We start from the raw sequence: 16758 nt of genomic DNA on the forward strand, positions 1-16758 counted from the left end.
ACCCGTGGTGCTAGTTGAGTTTTAACACTCAACTAGCCCAAGAACAACAAGGGAGTAAGCCAGTAAAATACCATCCAGCGCCGTTTCAAATCCAGAAACCGAGTTCGCTCGAATCTCGGTGATCCGATACGAATCGACTAAAATCGAAAACACGGTTTCCACCACTTTACGTTTTCGCTTCATCCACTGTTTCCATGCGTCCGATTGGCGAATTCGCTGATTTTTTCGAACGGGCGTCCAAAAAGCGACCCGGTGCTCTTCGTACAGCTTCTTTTGCAGCTTTTGGCTGATATACCCTTTGTCACCGAGGTTATACGGATGTGGAATTTGCGTCATGACGGTTTCAGCGGCCACCCGGTCGTGACAAGACGCTTCGGTGACAACATATCCCATCGGAAGCCCTTGGTCGGTGACCTGCAGGTGAAGTTTCAACCCATAGAAAGTGATCCTTTTGGAAGCACAATAGCCAATATCGGCAATTCCACGGAATCGTTTGACGCGATGCATTCGAGCTGAATGACACAGCTCGATCGGCAAGCTGTCCACGACCGCATACGCATGGTGTTGCCCGCGCTTGGCCAACTGGTGTCGAATCCACTTGATCGCAAAGCTAAGCGCTCGGCAGCGACGGTTGTACCGAGAACGCTCAGGGAACAAGGCCTTGGGAAACAAATTCCCAATCACAAACCGGTGCCAAGCCCGTTCGGAAGTGAAGCCCAACAACTTTCCAAGGACATGGATGGTGATGATGACTTCGTCTTTCTGTTTCAACAAATGACGATTTCGACGTTGAAGATGAATCTGGATACTCGATAGTTGAGCCGATACAAAAAGCAAAATCGATGCATATTGTTTTTGAAGTTTGACACGATCTGTTGTAAAATGAAAGTGCTCTTGCATGGGAACTTCTCCTTTTGATGTTTGGTTGCACTTTCATTTTAAGGAGATCCTCATGCAAGGGCTATTTTTATGCTTGTCTGATTTTATCTAGCACCACGGGTATAGAATTATAAATGGTAATGCAAATGGAGAATATGTATTCAGCACTCGAGGGTTTACAGACGGATCAAATGGTAAAGCAGAATTAAGATTTGAATTTGATGGATCATTACAACCATATGACGATGTTGTAATTGAATTTTACGACTAGTTGAGGAACTTAAAAAAGTTCGAGGGAATCCTTTAATCTATGGGGATTTCCCTTATTTTTAAAACTCTGTTGCTTCGACCCTAACTGATAGATTTAGATCAGCTAAGTTACTATTCTTTAATATCTTATTCACAATGTTTTTTATTTCTTTTTCTGTTTCATAATAATTTTCATCATTTTCTTTCTGTGAAATTTTAATTAAAACAGCTAAATCATCATCCCTATTAAATTCGAGGCTTGCCCCTTCGGCAATTTTATAGCCTTTTGATTTTAATTGATTATCAATCTGATTAAGAACAGCTGGGTTTTCCTTAACTTTTTCCATCGCTAATCTTACTCTTTCTTGCAACTCCTGTTCAGTTTCATGATTAAAATTCAAAATGACTATCGCACCGATAATAAGAGGAATGGCAATTAAGAGGACAATAATTGATTTTCTTTTCAATCACATCACCCCTATATACTTGTTCTTGATAATAAACTATGCTCTCTTAAGATAAAAATTCATTAAATTCAACATGGAGTTTTTTCTTAAACAATATATGAATACTCTATACAAATCTAGTTAACATAATTTCAATGATAGGAAGTCACCAAAACCGCCCATCCCTTGCCCCACAAGGAATCGGCGGTTTTTCGTTTGGACTCGTTTATGCAGGATTTTATACATCGTTGATGGATCAAGGGTTTTCCCCCTTTCTGAAACGCTGAATCTTGCATAAAAAAGGGGGATTTTATGCAGTCCTCTTGGACCTTTTTATCCTTATGAAACAGGTAAGTCACTCCTGTCCGTCGAATGCTTCTAAAACGGATAAATGAACGCTCTACATCCCGTCTCATCCCACTCAAAACGGTTGTCCATGAGGAGGTTGAATAAATGGAATCGCAAGAACGAGCTTACAGTACAAAAGAAGTGAGCCATACCTTAGGGATTGGTGATAGCACCTTACGAAAATGGTGCCTAGCTTTGGAAAAGAACGGTTATACCTTCATCAAAAATGAGCGAGAACAGCGACTATTTATTGAAAGCGATCTCGTCTGTCTTAGACACTTCCAAACCCTTGTTCAACAGCACAACATGCAGTTAGAGAACGCCGCAATCGTTGTCGTTGACCGGTTTGGGAAAGGGGCGTTCGAAGACGGAACGGGTCACGTTCCAGCTGAACAACCAAACGAAAATCGTTCGTTTCCCCATTCAGATGATCTCATTTCAAAATTATTGAAGCACATCAAGCAACAAGAAGCCTTTAACCAAGAGTTACTGAAGCGACTCGATCAGCAACAACAGTATATTGAAGAGCGATTGAACAAACGTGATGAAACCTTAATTCAGTCATTACGAGAAGTTCAGGAAACGAAGAAAATGATTGCGGCAACTGAAGAAAAAAGAAAAGAGGATCCAACAAGAAAAACAGAAGGATCAATGAAAGGTCCTTCTGGGGAATTTTAAACCGGCGATTTTTGGGAAAAAATAATCGGCCTTGACACATGCAGAAAAACTTGTAACGATAAAATAGTTATATCCTGAATCACACGCCAGTATCGACTGTGAACACGGGAAGAAGGCATGTTACATGATGGACAAAAATTAGATTTTTGTTGAGATTGGATATACAACTTTACGCACGAATGATCAACAGAATAAAACAGCAACTTCCAATCCTTATAGAATGTTTGCAGCTCCAAAATAAAACCTCCCATAGTAATAGTTTATTACTATAATGACCACGAGAGGCGTTCACCAAAATTGCGGGAGAACCATTTTATCACCGTTGATGACAGCTATAACACGAAAAGTAAAATGATTACTTACGAATGAGACCGTCTAATATCAAATAAAACATCAGTAAATGATATATTACAGACTATCACTAACATTTTATAGTATGATACGTAATAAATTGAAGTAGAACCCCAATAATGAGCATTTACGCTCTTATTAGGGTTCTTTTATTTTCAAAGTAAAAAAGTGGAGCAAGTTAAAAAGGTACCGTCAAGAATTTTGTGTAATATAATGGGGGTAGGGTTTCTCTGAAATGGATTTGGAATGAATAGGGAACTAGTTTCCTCCACACAGGAGACTGAATATTCAGTCTCCTGTGTGGAAAGGGAGAATCCCCCTATTTTGTTTATTTACAGTATTTGGTTAATGATAACGTTCTTCAAACATTCGCTCGAGGGCTTCCTGTGCTTCGGCAAATCCTCGCAACTTTCGCCCTGCCCATTTCTCATTAAAATCTTGAATGGTCAAATATACGATTTTTTCAGCGGCTTCTAAACTATTCAAACTGTTCATCGGCTTTAGACGTTTCCGAATCTCCTTGATCGTTCGTTCAATGGCATTCGTCGTGTAAATCACACTTCGAATACTGCTTGGATAATCCATAAATGTAAGGAGGACATCCAACTCATTGGCCCAAGATTGAACTTCTCTCGGATACTTGCTTGACCATTTCGACTCAAACTGTTGAAACATCTGTAACGCCATCTCCTTATTCGGCGCGCGATAAATCAGCCTGAGATCCTCGGCCACTTCAAATTGGTCTTTTTTCCGAACACGATGGAGCGTGTTACGGACTTTGTGAACGACACAACGCTGCACATCGGCTTTCGGATAAACCGCCTTAAAGGCTTCCTCCAACCCTGGTAGTCCATCGAATATGCCCAGAAGCACTTCCTTGGCGCCTCTTTGGTAGAGGTGTTGAAGAATTTCCTGCCATACATAGGCGCTTTCTTGTCCTCCCACAAAGAAATCAAGAATTTCGCGATATCCTTCTTCGTTCACCCCTAACACCACATAAATGACTTCTTTCTCCACGGTTTCGCGACGAAGTTTTACGTATAAACCATCCAAATATAAGACGGAATAACGCTTGTGCAGTGGACGAGTGTGCCATTTCTCGATGTCTTCCTTCACGACATCGGTAATACGGCTGATCGTCGCAGGAGAATAGGTGCTTCCTAGAATTCGTTCGATAAACTTGCCAATTTCCCGTGTACTCATGCCACTTTGGTACATCCTAATGATTGCTTCCTCCAGCCAGCCGGTGTGCCGTTGGTAAGGGGCAAACAACTGTGTTTGAAATTCTCCGTTTCGGTCTCTAGGGACCAAAAGACCTTCAATCCGGCCATATTGCGTATCTAGATTTCGTTGATAGTAGCCGTTTCTCATATTTGATGTTCCGGCCTGTTCTATTTCGAGGAAATTCTTGATTTCTTCCCGCATGATCAGTTCTAATTTTTCCTTTACAAACTGACGAATGACACTTTCCAGTTGATTTGCCCAGTCGACATTCGGTATACTTTTAGACATAGGTAGGGTTCTCCTTTCTCTGGAATGTTTGGGTTCAATCAGAGAATACCCTACCTTTTTTATTTTGATCTAGTAAAATGCTTTACACAAAATTTTATACATCATCATTAAAAAAGCAAATGTACAAAGACTAACTAATTGAATAACATTATATATCCTTTTTTGTTGAAATTTGCGGTTATTTTTGTAATTAAATGTAAAGGATTTCCATTGACTTTAACGAAATGGTATTATTGTAAACTATTAAGTTAAAGGAGAATTCTGTTAATAAATGATATTTTTTATTATTTAACTAGACATATAATACACATTATATGTCTAACAATTGATTCTTTTTTATGATATACTCGTCATATAATGTTATTTTTTCAATCGATTTTTTGCTCTTCGAACCCTTTTAAACTCGTCGTATAAGTGAAAGGATGGAAAAGATGCTGCACGAATATGAAACATATTTGCAAGAGAAGGGATTTTCTCCTAACACCGTGATCTCCTATCTCAATGACGTGAATCAGTTTTTGAAAGACTTGCATCTTCGTCCAGGCGATTACGTCACGTCGGCCGACATTCGCAAATGGATTCAGCAAATGTTGAATCCGGCCGAAGGGAAACCGTTGGCCATCTCCACCATCAATCGCCGGCTCAATTCGTTGCGAAGCTTTTATTCGTGGGCGGTCGAACATCATAAGCTCGAACAGAACCCAATGAAAGACATCCAGGATTTAAAATCGGCCGATGAAGAGAACGAAAAGATTATGTGGCTCACGGAAGAAGAATTCGAGGACTTATTGCATCGGATGCGGAAAAAACCGGTGCAAAGCCGGGGAGTCGATCCTGAAGAGAAATATCGCCGGGACCGTGCAGTGGTGTACCTGCTTACCTATGCAGGATTGCGAGTAGAGGAGTTATCCAATTTAAAATTAACGGACTTAGATTTAGAGATGAAGCGAATTCGGATCGTGGGAAAGGGGATGAAGGTTCGGACGGTACCGATCTCGAATATCTTACTGGCAGAACTTGAGGATTGGCTTAAGTTTCGCGCGGAAATGGCGAAAAAGAAACCGCATGTGGCCGAATCGCCATACGTTTTTTACAGCCAGCGTTCTCCGAAGTTTTCGGTAAGGGGCATTCAGCGGATGGTCGAGGGCTACAGCCTGCCGGGCAAGAAGCTGACACCGCACATGTTTCGTCATACGTTTTGTAAATGGATGTTAAAAGCGACGAACAACGATATTGAGAAAGTGCGGAGACTTGCGGGTCACAGTAATATCGCCACGACGTCCCGATACTTAAAAGACAGCTATAGTGATTTGGCGGATGCCGTGGAGGCGTTGCCGAAGTTTTAATCTCACTGTATGTGGGAAGGGGAACAAAACGACAAAACGGTGAAGGATTCATTGAAAATCATTGATGGGTGTTTTAAGGGCAATGCGTTTTACGTGAGCAGCATCGCTGGGTTTCCATTGGCTGGGTTTCCATTGCCCAGCTATTTTTAAGCCGACGGACTGCGTTCCCATCTGTCCTACGGAAAATACTTGTGCCAATTGAAGATTCTTGGCATCCATCCTCTCACTTAGATACATGCCCAAAGTATGCCCAATGCCTCTGGGCCCTTTTGTATCAAGGGATCAGAGGCATTTTGTTTGCATAGCTACTGTCGAACTCGGGTTACATCGTCATTACCTTTAATATCAAAGGTGATTCTGAAAAGAAAAAGCAGGAGTTTATCCTGCCCAGTTGCTTAATTACAACGTTCATAATGAGAAATTTCGTTTCGTTGAAATTGAAGAATTTTAAATCATCGTTTGCATTAATATCCAGAAAAAATCTGCACATAGAGCAGATATTGTAAGAGTTTATTAATCCTGCCTTTGTTGTGGTGAAGGCTCCCTGTGTAAATATTTCCTTTCGGCATCTCTAATTTCTCATTTACTAAAAATAGTTCAATATTTCACGCGGCGCAAAGTTTTCTATTTTCTGCAACTCTTCCTTGCTCCACCACTTTAATTCTATAAATGTATCTTTCTCATTTTTAGTCATATTTTCGATAGACAATATTGTGTCAGATTGAATAGCAATTTTATAATAAATCTCACGACTTATAAAAGGACCCTTTTTCCCTTCAATTAATACATCCATTTCAAATATTGGTTTGTCATGAATATCAACAACAATGCCAAGTTCTTCGTTTAATTCTCTTTTTAATGCTTCTACTGGAGTTTCATTCTCCTTAACACCACCGCCCGGAGTTACCCATAACACTTTGTTTCCTACAACATCTTTAAATTCAAACTTTTGAAGAAGAATTTTATTAAATTCATTCACTATCACCGCTCTAGAACATTTGCGTATTCTCATTGAATTTCTCCTCTGGCTTTAAATTTTCCCTTGATCTTCAATGATCTTCTTAATCCAATTGTGCAAACCGGTTCAACATCGCTGTCACTAACAATGAATCCCCTAAAAGGCCGGTGAATTAATGGGGCATAGACTTCCCACATGTCGAATTTTGGAGGCCATTCTCCCCGCCGTTTGGCGCCAAAGGATGGGAAGACGAGCAGGACTTCCTGCTCCCAATTCCGGTTTTGCGCACGCCAAAGAGCCGGTCCTCCCTCGTTTTTTTCGAAACCGGCACAATCGCTTCAGATTTTGCACGACGGCGGTCAACAGCGCCTGTTCTTCCATGGCGTAAAGGCCCCGGCTTCGGGCCCGGTCCAGCCCGTGACATTCCTTCCCTTCGGCGAACACATGCTCACAACGCGTGCGAAGGGCTTGAATGGATCGATAGCCGCCCTGTTGCTGAATGAGCCTCGCTTGATTGCGAATCTGAACGTCTCGGACTTTCGCCTGGCGCTTTGCTTCCTGAGCGGGATCCTTCGCCCGGCGCTTCCAGGTTGGAATCTCCTCCATCTCCTTGCGGCGCAACGGCACGAGCGGTGTGATGCCTTGAACGAAGAGCGCTTCCAGATACTCGGTGGTGCCATACGCTTTGTCCGCAGACAAGGTCCGAATCGTAATCGACGGTTGGCGAAACTGAATCGAAGCCAGCTGCTCCAAACTCGTCTCCCGTTCCATGATTGTCCAATGAACACCGGAGCGGCACTTCGTACAGTTGCTTGTTCAAGATGATCGCACCCCTCGCGAATTTTTACATAACGCGCATTATAGATCATCCTACAGTCATATGGGTCATACCAGTAATCGCCCCTTCATTCATCGAATACACTTGGTGACATAATGACTGTATGTCCACCTTGTTGTGAGACGTCAATAAAATCGTGCAGCCCCTTTTGTTTTCTTCCCTGATAATCTCATACACCTTGTCTACAGATTTTTCATCCAGGCCATTCATTGGTTCATCGAGCAATATAAGTTGCGGCTTCTCCATAATGCACTGCGCGATGGCCAGTCTTTGTCTCATTCCGAGAGAATACGCCTTCACCGGCCTTTTATCATGCGGATCCAATCCCACTCTCTCGATCGCCTCTTTCACCTCACTCTCTCCGATTTTTTTCTGAATCATGGCTAAAAAATTTAAATTATCGAATCCTGAGTATTGTTCAAGGAAACCTGGTTTTTCCAACAAAACTGCGATATCGCTCGGAAACGATACGTCTTTATGCAACGTCTGGCCAAATACTGCTACCGTGCCGCTGGACGGCTTCACAAGTCCGCTTATGACTCGGAATAACATCGTTTTCCCAGATCCGTTCGGCCCGACGAATCCATAAATCTTTCCTCTCTCCAACTCTAAGTTGATATTGCGCAAAACTTCTCTCCCTTTTATCGTTTTTGAAACATTGGACAAGACGATCGCATTCATATCGCAAACCTCCTAGATATAATCCGCGTTCTTCACTCTCTTTATCGTCAGATACCCGAACACACCGATCAACAAGAGCTCCACGAACAGAGCCGACCACAACATAGGGCCGCCCCGCAAGAGATCCACCATGCTGTAGTACAAAGGAACAAAAGCCATCGGCCTCTTTACGCCTACAAAAAACAAAGCGAGAATGATGACATTCGCCAGGTGATTCGTCGCATGCACCTTCAACAACATCCACACGCTGGCATGCCAATACAAATTCACTGCGATGCAAACGAACATGAGCACTAGTGAACGGTCAAACGAAAAAGCCATATGCGACACACAGAGACCGAAAACGCTGGCGATCAAAAACGCCGTCAACACATACACCAATGTAAACAGAACGCCAACCAGCAGCCTGGCCATCGTGTACGACGTCGTATCCCGCAACAAGATCCATAGTTTATATTCAAAAGATTTATCTCTTGTTTTCCAAATGATTTGGAGCAACACGACATATCCGAAACAAAACATCAACCAATACATCCAATTCGATATCGTCACCGACCCAAATAAACGAACGAGCGACTCGGATAGGTGTTTGGAAGAAAACGCCTCTGATCGGATAGACATCATCGTTCCTAACAACGGAAATAGGATGCATGTGATCCATACCCTTTTCAAGTCAACCTTGATGAGTGTGAACTCCAAAGACATCGGTTTCATAAGAGATCATCCTGAACATAATAATTTTTATAGTTTGACGAAAAACGAACTATATTGATCAACATCATGATGATCAAGGCTAAAAAAATCATTGTCCAAACTGGAGAGACTCTTTCACTTATGTAGAATACGTAAGGAATCACCCGGGCAGTGAACATATCCAATATGGCCAGCGTCATGACCGTCATGACGCTGAGAAAGCGTTTCGCCCAAAGATCCGTTAGTGCCACAAAAATCAATCCGAATATGGTGGTGACAAAAAAGTACATGAAGAGAAAATAAAGGAATGAACTTTTGTCATCACTGTGTGGCACATATAAAAAAACAGCATGGTAGTGCTTCATGTTTGGATATACCACATATTTCACAAACGCTGTACATAATCCGCCTACTACGGCAACAACGAGAGACACAAGCCCCGCGAAAACGATGACCAATAGCGCTTTATGCATCCCGATCTGTCCCCGAGTGCGGTATCTTCTTAGCACAATCCAAATATTGGTTTGAAGCGTTGAACCTAAAAGAAATAAAAAAGCAGGCAGATGAAAAAATTCATACCGATAGAGCAAGACAAAATCTTTTAGGCTATGCCACTTCGCAATAGTGCTCGATCCCCATGGAAGGGTGGCTGCGATCATCAACAAGGCCATAACCCCAAGAACCGTTTTGATGACGGTTCGATGCAGCTGCACATCTTGCCAGACAAAATCGAAGTTCTGTTTACAGAACATCCTCATTCTTCTTCACTCCATACCAAAATACCCCTAAGGCCATCATGAATTGGAGAGCGAACACGATGACGATTTTATGATAAGACAGTCCTTCTACTGGTTGTGACGGAACTAAGAAATTAAATGGGTCCCAGCCCAACTTGTTCGTGATCGTCAACACCGCCCAACAAACCATATAAATGATTTGCGGCAACAACGTGATCAAATATCGATTCTTCATCACTAACGAAAACGCCAAACCAAGGCAAACATAACCGCCGGCAAATAGCCCCCCGATCACGTAATAAACGAATATGTACCAGTAAGGCGAGATCGCAAGCAAAGACGAAAAGAGCGTTTTCTTTTCCCCCTCAAATGAATTATCTGGCAACTGCAGCGTCCCATCCATGAGCTGCCTGTATGCATGCGAAAAACTCGAATAATCCCAATGGTTGGTCAAAAGGTTCACGAGCACAACCCCAAGAAGAAGAGGAAGAAGAAATAAGAAAAACGCGCTGATATAGGCAAACAAAAATTTCCTCCGGTAATATACGCCTCTACCCATTCGCGTTAATTGGTAATGAAGATTTCCACTGCTTTGGTCTCGATAAATCGAATCCGCTAATGGGATCGATAACAATAATGGAAAAAGGAAGTAGTATAAGGCTGAAAGCACGTTAAAACTATAGCCTCCTAGACCAATCCATGCGAAGTGGGGCGATGTCAAGGCGAGAACATTCTGATTGTGATGATAGATTCGTTGGAGCAACTTCACATGTTCGTTGTATTCTTTCACTCCCGTCACGACGGCGCCAATGACGAGAAACAGCAGGCACGCTGCGCCGATGTAAAAATTCTTGTTCTTGACCATTTTTAATAACTCTGCATACATGCTATCCTCTCCTATATCTTTTGGGGCTATTCCCCTTCGCCACCTTCGTGGCGAAGGGGAATAGCTCGACGAAGGAAACGGCTCTCTCCAAAATGCAGTTGATCATATCCGCTTGAGCCGATCACTTATCAGGATAGAATTTACCCGCAATATCAACAGTGACATAAGTGAAGGATGCATTTTCCGCAACTAATGAAACTTTTTTACCAACAGCACTTTGATCTACAGTAAAATAGCGAGTGTCATTATCCGTTACATTCAGCGCGGTTGCCGACACTTTCTTCGAGCCTTGCTGAATCCACATATTCGCTTTATATCCTTGTCCAACGACCGAATTTTCCACTTTGCTTTGGCTGTTCGTCGCTTTATTTGCGCTCGCTAATTCCGTGTCAGCTCCAAAGCGCGGGAGAACTGTAGCATAGGTAACATAGGACGCTGCGCTAACTCCCCCTACCACAATTAATGAGATAAAAGCAATCAAAGTAGTAACCATTTTAATTTTTTCCTTCATGATTCGATCTCCTCTCCCTAGAAATATTTTCTCTAAATAATCGATTTTCCTTAAGCTAAATTAGGTTGTACAATGTTGTCTTGCTTTTTGACAACAATGTCCAAATCAAAATCATCAAACTTAGCCATCCTTCACTCCCCCTTTCCCTCTTGGTATCTATCTACTGATGATGAAAGGATTCACAATCCAACAAATTATTCAATCCTTTCTCATCAAATAGTTAATGTCAAAACTAAAAAACTTCTTTTCGGTACTTAACGTAGATAGACCTTTTTGACTTGAACGTTCATAAGAGAAAAACTCCTTTACGTTCCTTGTGTGTCAAGGATTCATTCGACATCGGAACGAAAAAATCCTCCCGATTTTCGTCGAGAGGGTGCGAAATGTGAGTTATTTACAATATTTGGTTAACAATAACGTTCTTCAAACATTCGTTGAAGGGCTTCCTGCGCTTCGGCAAATCCTCTTAACTTTCGCCCTGCCCATTTCTCATTAAAATCTTGGATGGTCAAATACACGACTTTTTCCGCGGCTTCTAAACTGCTCAAACTGTTCATCGGCTTTAGACGTTTCCGAATCTCTTTGATCGTTCGTTCGATGACATTCGTCGTGTAAATCACACTTCGAATACTGCTTGGATAATCCATAAATGTAAGGAGGACATCCAACTCATTGGCCCAAGATTGAACTTCTCTTGGATATTTGCTGGACCATTTCGACTCAAACTGTTGAAACATTTGTAACGCCATCTCCTTATTCGGCGCGCGATAAATCAGCTTGAGATCCTCGGCCACTTCGAATTGGTCTTTTTTCCGAACACGGCTGAGGGTGTTGCGGACTTTGTGCACGACACAGCGCTGCACATCGGCTTTCGGATACACCGCCTTAAAGGCTTCCTCCAGCCCCGGAAGGCCATCGAAGACGCCAAGAAGCACTTCCTTGACGCCTCTTTGGTAGAGGTGTTGAAGAATTTCCTGCCATCCATAGGCGCTTTCTTGTCCTCCCACGAAGAAATCCAGAATTTCTCGATACCCTTCTTCATTCACTCCTAACACCACATAAATGACTTCTTTCTCTACCGTATCGCGGCGAAGTTTCACGTACAAGCCGTCCAAATATAAGACAGAATAACGTTTGGATAGTGGACGATGGTGCCATTTCTCGATGTCTTCTTTCACGACATCGGTAATACGGCTGATCGTCGCTGGAGAATAAGCATTTCCTAGAATTCGTTCGATAAACTTGCCAATTTCCCGTGTACTCATGCCACTTTGATACATCCTAATGATGGCTTCCTCCAGCCAGCCGGTGTGGCGTTGATAAGGGGCAAACAACTGTGTTTGAAATTCCCCGTTTCGGTCTCTTGGAACCAAAAGACCCTCAATCCGGCCATATTGCGTATCTAGATTTCGCTGATAGTAGCCGTTTCTCATATTCGGCGTTCCAGCCTGTTCGATTTCGAGGAAATGTTTGATTTCTTCCCGCATAATCAGCTCTAATTTTTCCTTCACAAACTGACGAATGACACTTTCCAGTTGATTTGCCCAGTCGACATTCGGTATACTTCTTTTAGACATAGGTAGGGTACTCCTTTCTCTAAGATTTTTGGTCCAATCAGAGAATACCCTACCTTTTTTCTTTTGTTCTAGCAAAATGCTTTACACAAACTTTTATACATCATCATCTGAAACACCTGATGAAGTAGGAATTAGTTCTGTATTACTTGAAGATATTAAAAATGTTTATCTAAATAGCTTTTGTTTCGGATTTAGATTTAATGATATAAACTTAACTATACCAGAGTTCTACGGGTATTACTTTAGAGGTCCTATTTTTAGAAGAGAGGTATACCCACTAGCCCAAGGATCTACACGATTTAATCTGTCAAAAAGTGAATTGATTAAATTAAAAATACCTATTCCTCCAGTTCCAGAACAACGCAAAATCGCTGCCATCCTTTCCTCTGTCGATGAGGCGATTGAAAAAACAGAAGCCATCATCGAGCAAACGGAAAAAGTAAAAAAAGGACTGATGCAGCAACTCCTCACCAAAGGAATTGGGCATACGAAATTTAAAAAGACGGAGATTGGCGAGATTCCGGAGGAGTGGGAAGTGAAAAATATATCAGAAGTTGCCAAGGTAGTTAGTGGTGGAACCCCGAGCAAGCAGATATCTGAGTATTGGGAGAATGGTACAATTCCTTGGGCAACCCCAACGGACATTACTTCAAATGATAATAAGTATATAAGTACAACTCAATCAATGATTACAGAGTCGGCATTAAGAAATAGTTCTGCTAATCTTCTTCCAGTAGGAAGTGTTTTAATGACAAGTCGTGCTACCATAGGACCAAGATGTATAAATACTGTTCCGATGGCGACGAATCAGGGGGTTAAGTCCTTTATTTGTGACCCAGATGTTCTTCACAATGAATATTTGTATTATCTCATCGATAAAATCAAAGACCAGTTCATTGCTTTAGCATCTGGTAGTACGTTTTTGGAAATCTCAAAGAGTGCACTGGAAAATTTTAAAATCCCTGTTCCTCCAATTGAAGAGCAAATCGAAATAGCAAAAATATTATCAAGTGTAGACGAAAAGATGTCGGTCGAAAAAGTGAAAAAAGAATCTCTTCAAATAATCAAAAAAGGACTCATGCACTCCCTCCTCACCGGAAAGGTCCGGGTAAAGGTGGATGACGAGGTGGTGTCGTCGTGAGTTACGAATGGGCAAAGGAACGGCCAGTTGAACATCGATTAATCAAGCAATTAGAAGGAATAGGATATACGTACATTCCAGGACATGATCTCGATTCAAAGCGCATGTCCCATCGGGATGTCGTGTTAGAGAAACGGTTAAAACAGGCGATCCAGCGCCTGAATCCATGGATTGACGACATCAACCTCCATAAAGTCGTGCGTATGGTGACGCATATCAACGCCGCGAGCGTCATGGAGGCTAACGAGAAGTTCTACGACATGGTTGTGAACTATGTGTCCATCCAGCAAGACCTTGGGAAAGGGAAGAAAAGCCAGACGGTCAAGTTGATTGATTTTGACCATCCCGAAAACAATGAATTTTTAGTGGTGAATCAATTCAAAGTCAGTGGACCGATGGACACGATCATTCCGGATGTTGTGTTGTTTGTCAATGGGCTTCCGCTTGTCGTCATTGAATGCAAAAGCCCGACGAAGCCGCATCCAATCAGCGAGGCGGTCCAGCAGCTGCTTCGCTACCAGCAGGAGGCGGAGCGCCTTTTCCACTACAACCATGTCGTCGTGGCGACATGTAACGAACAAGCCAAATTCGGATCTATTGGCGCAAGACTGCGACACTTCGGGGAATGGAAAGACCCGTATCCGCTGAAAGCTAGTGATATTGGCGACAATCCGACGCGTCAAGACGTGTTAGTCGCGGGAATGTTCCCGAAAAAGAATTTGCTGGACATGATCCAAAACTTTGTCGTCTACGAGGCAGAAGGCGGCCGCACGATTAAGAAAGTCTGTCGCTACCAGCAATTCCGCGCCGCCAATAAGGCCGTCGAACGCATTTTAACCGGCAAGACACCGAAGGAACGGGGCGGCGTCGTCTGGGCGACGCAAGGATCTGGAAAGAGCTTGACGATGCTCTACCTGTCCGTCAAACTGCGGCGCCTCAAGGAACTGCGCAACCCGTCCATCGTCATCGTGACGGACCGCACCGATTTGGACGAGCAAATCACAAATACGTTCCGTCGCTGCGGTTTCCCGAATCCGCAACGTGCTGAAAGCGTCAAAGATTTGCGTGAATTATTACGAACCGCAACAGGCGCGACCATCATGACGACAATCCAAAAATTCCAAGATCACGCTGACGACGGAGAAGATTTGCTTTTAAATGACGCCGACAATATCTTTGTCCTCGTCGATGAGTCGCACCGCACCAATTACGGTGGACTGGCGATGAATATGAGAGCATCTCTTCCAAATGCGGTATACATTGGATTTACAGGGACACCAATTGACAAAGAAGACCGTAGTACGGTCCAAACATTTGGTACGTACATTGACACATACACCATCCAACAGGCCGTTGAGGACGGGGCGACAGTCCCGATCTATTACGAAAGCCGCCTACCGGAGTTACGGGTTGAGGGCGAGTCGATGGACGCAATTTTTGAACGCGTCTTTCAAGACTATTCCAAAGAGGAACGGGAACAGATCAAGAAGAAATACGCGACAGAGGAGGCAATTATCGGAGCGCCGCAGCGCATTCGCCGGATCTGTCTTGACATCATTGAACATTACGAGAAACATATCGCACCAAATGGCTTCAAAGCACAAATTGTCGCGATTAACCGCGAAACTGCTGTGCTGTACAAAGAAATTCTCGATGAACTAAACGGACCAGAATCGGTAGTTATCATATCTCCTAACAACAACGACGATGAAAGGCTTAAAAAATATCATTTAACCAAAGAACAGCAAAAACATTACATCGAACGCTTTAAAAAGCCGCTACATGAGGATAAGCTAGCTTTCATTATCGTGTGCGATATGTTGTTGACGGGGTTTGACGCGCCAATTGAGCAAGTGATGTACCTCGATAAACCGCTAAAGGAACATAACTTGCTCCAGGCGATCGCGAGAACGAACCGTACCTACGACAAGAAGACATACGGCCTTATCGTCGATTATTACGGCGTATCCGCGTTCTTAAAACAGGCACTTGCGATTTTTAACCCAACGGATGTACAAGGGGCGTTGACATCCATTGAATCAGAAATACCTCGACTACAGGCGCGGCATCGTGCCGCCATGCGTTTCTTTGATCATGTTGACCGCAACGACATTGAGGCGTGCATGAAAGTTTTAGAACCAGAAGACGTGAGACATGCATTTGACCAGGCATTTAAGCGATTTGCGGAAAGCATGGACATGATTATGCCAAATCCAGCAGCAAAGCCATATCATGAGGACCTTAAATTTTTAGGGAAAGTGCGTCAATACGCGCGCAACCGCTTCCGAGATGAACAAATGGACATCTCTGACTGCGGCGAAAAAGTGAAGAAACTCATTTACGATCACATCTACGCAACCGATATAAAAGCGCTTCATCGCCCAGTCAGCATCCTAGAAAAAAATTTCGATGCTCACGTGAAAAATTTATCTACTGACCAAGCGAAAGCGTCAGAAATGGAACACGCGATCCGCCATGAAATTCGAGTGAAAATCAACGAAAATCCGGTCTATTACACATCGCTGAAGGAACGACTCGAACAGCTCATTCAGGCAAGAAAAGAGAAGCGAATCAATGACGCCCAGCTCGCATTTGAATTGGAAAAATTGATCGAGGAGATGCGTGGCCAGTCCAAAACTATTGAAGAAGAAGGGCTGACGCCGCAATCCTATCCGATTTTTCAATTGTTGCAAAAGGAATGGACCGATCAAGAAGAAGAGAAAGAACGGTTAAAAGAAATCACCCAGATCATTGTGGAACATATCGAAGGCCTCGTCGTCATCGACTGGGTTAACAAAGAAGACGTCAAACGCGAAATGCGTAAAAAAATCAAGCGCCAGCTCCGGACAAGCAAATGCCCGTCCGATAAAATCGAGCCACTTGCTCAGCAAATCGTTGAACTGGCGGAAATCCATTACAAAAAATAA

At 43.0% G+C, this 16758-nt stretch carries 15 protein-coding genes and 1 pseudogene; 4 read left to right on the plus strand and 12 right to left on the minus strand.

What is annotated here, in order from left to right:
• Positions 1–21: 21 nt before the first annotated feature.
• Both BDD39_RS15980 and BDD39_RS15985 read right to left on the minus strand, forming a co-directional pair.
• Positions 22–900 (minus strand): IS982 family transposase, encoded by an 879-nt coding sequence (locus tag BDD39_RS15980; RefSeq protein WP_166907142.1) that lies wholly within the window; start codon positions 898–900, stop codon positions 22–24.
• A gap of 308 nt (positions 901–1208) precedes the next feature.
• Entirely contained in the window at positions 1209–1595 is a 387-nt protein-coding gene (locus BDD39_RS15985) for a hypothetical protein (protein WP_166912517.1), read from the minus strand.
• A 432-nt stretch (positions 1596–2027) separates the two neighbouring features.
• On the opposite strand from BDD39_RS15985, the gene BDD39_RS15990 reads away from it, so the two are divergent.
• Positions 2028–2600, plus strand: coding sequence for a DUF3967 domain-containing protein (locus BDD39_RS15990; RefSeq protein ID WP_166912519.1), 573 nt, complete (start codon positions 2028–2030; stop codon positions 2598–2600).
• On the opposite strand, the gene BDD39_RS16810 is transcribed toward BDD39_RS15990, so the two are convergent.
• Positions 2597–2851: a transposase family protein gene (locus BDD39_RS16810; RefSeq protein ID WP_380630352.1), complete on the minus strand. Its 255-nt coding sequence runs from the start codon at positions 2849–2851 to the stop codon at positions 2597–2599. The two genes, BDD39_RS15990 and BDD39_RS16810, sit on opposite strands and share 4 nt — an antisense overlap.
• A gap of 445 nt (positions 2852–3296) precedes the next feature.
• On the minus strand, positions 3297–4463 hold the full coding sequence (locus tag BDD39_RS15995) for an IS256 family transposase (RefSeq protein WP_166907797.1): 1167 nt from the start codon (positions 4461–4463) through the stop codon (positions 3297–3299).
• Positions 4464–4894: 431 nt separating this feature from the next.
• On the opposite strand from BDD39_RS15995, the gene BDD39_RS16000 reads away from it, so the two are divergent.
• On the plus strand, positions 4895–5809 hold the full coding sequence (locus BDD39_RS16000) for a tyrosine-type recombinase/integrase (RefSeq protein ID WP_166912521.1): 915 nt from the start codon (positions 4895–4897) through the stop codon (positions 5807–5809).
• 586 nt (positions 5810–6395) lie between these two features.
• Here the strand turns inward: BDD39_RS16000 and BDD39_RS16005 are convergent.
• The 8 genes and pseudogenes from BDD39_RS16005 to BDD39_RS16045 all read right to left on the minus strand — a co-directional run bounded on the left by BDD39_RS16005 (position 6396) and on the right by BDD39_RS16045 (position 12690).
• Complete coding sequence (locus BDD39_RS16005; RefSeq protein WP_012749280.1) at positions 6396–6821, minus strand: NUDIX domain-containing protein; 426 nt, start codon at positions 6819–6821, stop codon at positions 6396–6398.
• 102 nt (positions 6822–6923) lie between these two features.
• Positions 6924–7535, minus strand: a pseudogene (locus BDD39_RS16010) (IS5-like element ISGka1 family transposase); the annotation flags it as partial.
• A gap of 97 nt (positions 7536–7632) precedes the next feature.
• Positions 7633–8286, minus strand: coding sequence for an ABC transporter ATP-binding protein (locus BDD39_RS16015; RefSeq protein ID WP_012749282.1), 654 nt, complete (start codon positions 8284–8286; stop codon positions 7633–7635).
• A 12-nt stretch (positions 8287–8298) separates the two neighbouring features.
• Positions 8299–9000, minus strand: a complete 702-nt coding sequence (locus BDD39_RS16020) for a hypothetical protein (protein WP_166912523.1) — start codon at positions 8998–9000, stop codon at positions 8299–8301.
• Positions 8997–9737 (minus strand): hypothetical protein, encoded by a 741-nt coding sequence (locus tag BDD39_RS16025; RefSeq protein ID WP_012749284.1) that lies wholly within the window; start codon positions 9735–9737, stop codon positions 8997–8999. Before BDD39_RS16025 ends, BDD39_RS16020 begins: the two co-directional genes overlap by 4 nt.
• The gene (locus tag BDD39_RS16030) at positions 9721–10602 is read right to left on the minus strand and encodes an NADH dehydrogenase (protein WP_012749285.1); all 882 of its coding nucleotides are present in this window, start codon (positions 10600–10602) and stop codon (positions 9721–9723) included. Before BDD39_RS16030 ends, BDD39_RS16025 begins: the two co-directional genes overlap by 17 nt.
• 121 nt (positions 10603–10723) lie before the next feature.
• Complete coding sequence (locus BDD39_RS16035) at positions 10724–11113, minus strand: hypothetical protein (RefSeq protein WP_012749286.1); 390 nt, start codon at positions 11111–11113, stop codon at positions 10724–10726.
• Positions 11114–11520: 407 nt separating this feature from the next.
• Positions 11521–12690 (minus strand): IS256 family transposase, encoded by a 1170-nt coding sequence (locus BDD39_RS16045; protein ID WP_166907073.1) that lies wholly within the window; start codon positions 12688–12690, stop codon positions 11521–11523.
• Positions 12691–12766: 76 nt separating this feature from the next.
• Here BDD39_RS16045 and BDD39_RS16050 point away from each other — a divergent pair, with 76 nt between their 5' ends.
• Complete coding sequence (locus BDD39_RS16050) at positions 12767–13831, plus strand: restriction endonuclease subunit S (RefSeq protein WP_166912525.1); 1065 nt, start codon at positions 12767–12769, stop codon at positions 13829–13831.
• Positions 13828–16758, plus strand: a complete 2931-nt coding sequence (locus BDD39_RS16055) for an HsdR family type I site-specific deoxyribonuclease (protein WP_166912527.1) — start codon at positions 13828–13830, stop codon at positions 16756–16758. The genes BDD39_RS16050 and BDD39_RS16055 overlap by 4 nt, the downstream gene beginning before the upstream one ends.

The organism is Saccharococcus thermophilus (assembly GCF_011761475.1).
Lineage (GTDB): Bacteria > Bacillota > Bacilli > Bacillales > Anoxybacillaceae > Saccharococcus > Saccharococcus thermophilus.

What these genes read in the sequence shown, in the direction of transcription:
- BDD39_RS15995 (WP_166907797.1), bottom strand. Translation starts at nt 4,463, where the DNA reads ATGTCTAAAAGTATACCGAATGTCGACTGGGCAAATCAACTGGAAAGT.
- BDD39_RS15980 (WP_166907142.1), bottom strand. Translation starts at nt 900, where the DNA reads ATGCAAGAGCACTTTCATTTTACAACAGATCGTGTCAAACTTCAAAAA.
- BDD39_RS16000 (WP_166912521.1), top strand. Translation starts at nt 4,895, where the DNA reads ATGCTGCACGAATATGAAACATATTTGCAAGAGAAGGGATTTTCTCCT.
- BDD39_RS16050 (WP_166912525.1), top strand. Translation starts at nt 12,767, where the DNA reads ATGCTTTACACAAACTTTTATACATCATCATCTGAAACACCTGATGAA.
- BDD39_RS16035 (WP_012749286.1), bottom strand. Translation starts at nt 11,113, where the DNA reads ATGAAGGAAAAAATTAAAATGGTTACTACTTTGATTGCTTTTATCTCA.
- BDD39_RS16025 (WP_012749284.1), bottom strand. Translation starts at nt 9,737, where the DNA reads ATGAGGATGTTCTGTAAACAGAACTTCGATTTTGTCTGGCAAGATGTG.
- BDD39_RS16020 (WP_166912523.1), bottom strand. Translation starts at nt 9,000, where the DNA reads ATGAAACCGATGTCTTTGGAGTTCACACTCATCAAGGTTGACTTGAAA.
- BDD39_RS16015 (WP_012749282.1), bottom strand. Translation starts at nt 8,286, where the DNA reads ATGAATGCGATCGTCTTGTCCAATGTTTCAAAAACGATAAAAGGGAGA.
- BDD39_RS16005 (WP_012749280.1), bottom strand. Translation starts at nt 6,821, where the DNA reads ATGAGAATACGCAAATGTTCTAGAGCGGTGATAGTGAATGAATTTAAT.
- BDD39_RS16030 (WP_012749285.1), bottom strand. Translation starts at nt 10,602, where the DNA reads ATGTATGCAGAGTTATTAAAAATGGTCAAGAACAAGAATTTTTACATC.
- BDD39_RS15990 (WP_166912519.1), top strand. Translation starts at nt 2,028, where the DNA reads ATGGAATCGCAAGAACGAGCTTACAGTACAAAAGAAGTGAGCCATACC.
- BDD39_RS16810 (WP_380630352.1), bottom strand. Translation starts at nt 2,851, where the DNA reads ATGGGAGGTTTTATTTTGGAGCTGCAAACATTCTATAAGGATTGGAAG.
- BDD39_RS16045 (WP_166907073.1), bottom strand. Translation starts at nt 12,690, where the DNA reads ATGTCTAAAAGAAGTATACCGAATGTCGACTGGGCAAATCAACTGGAA.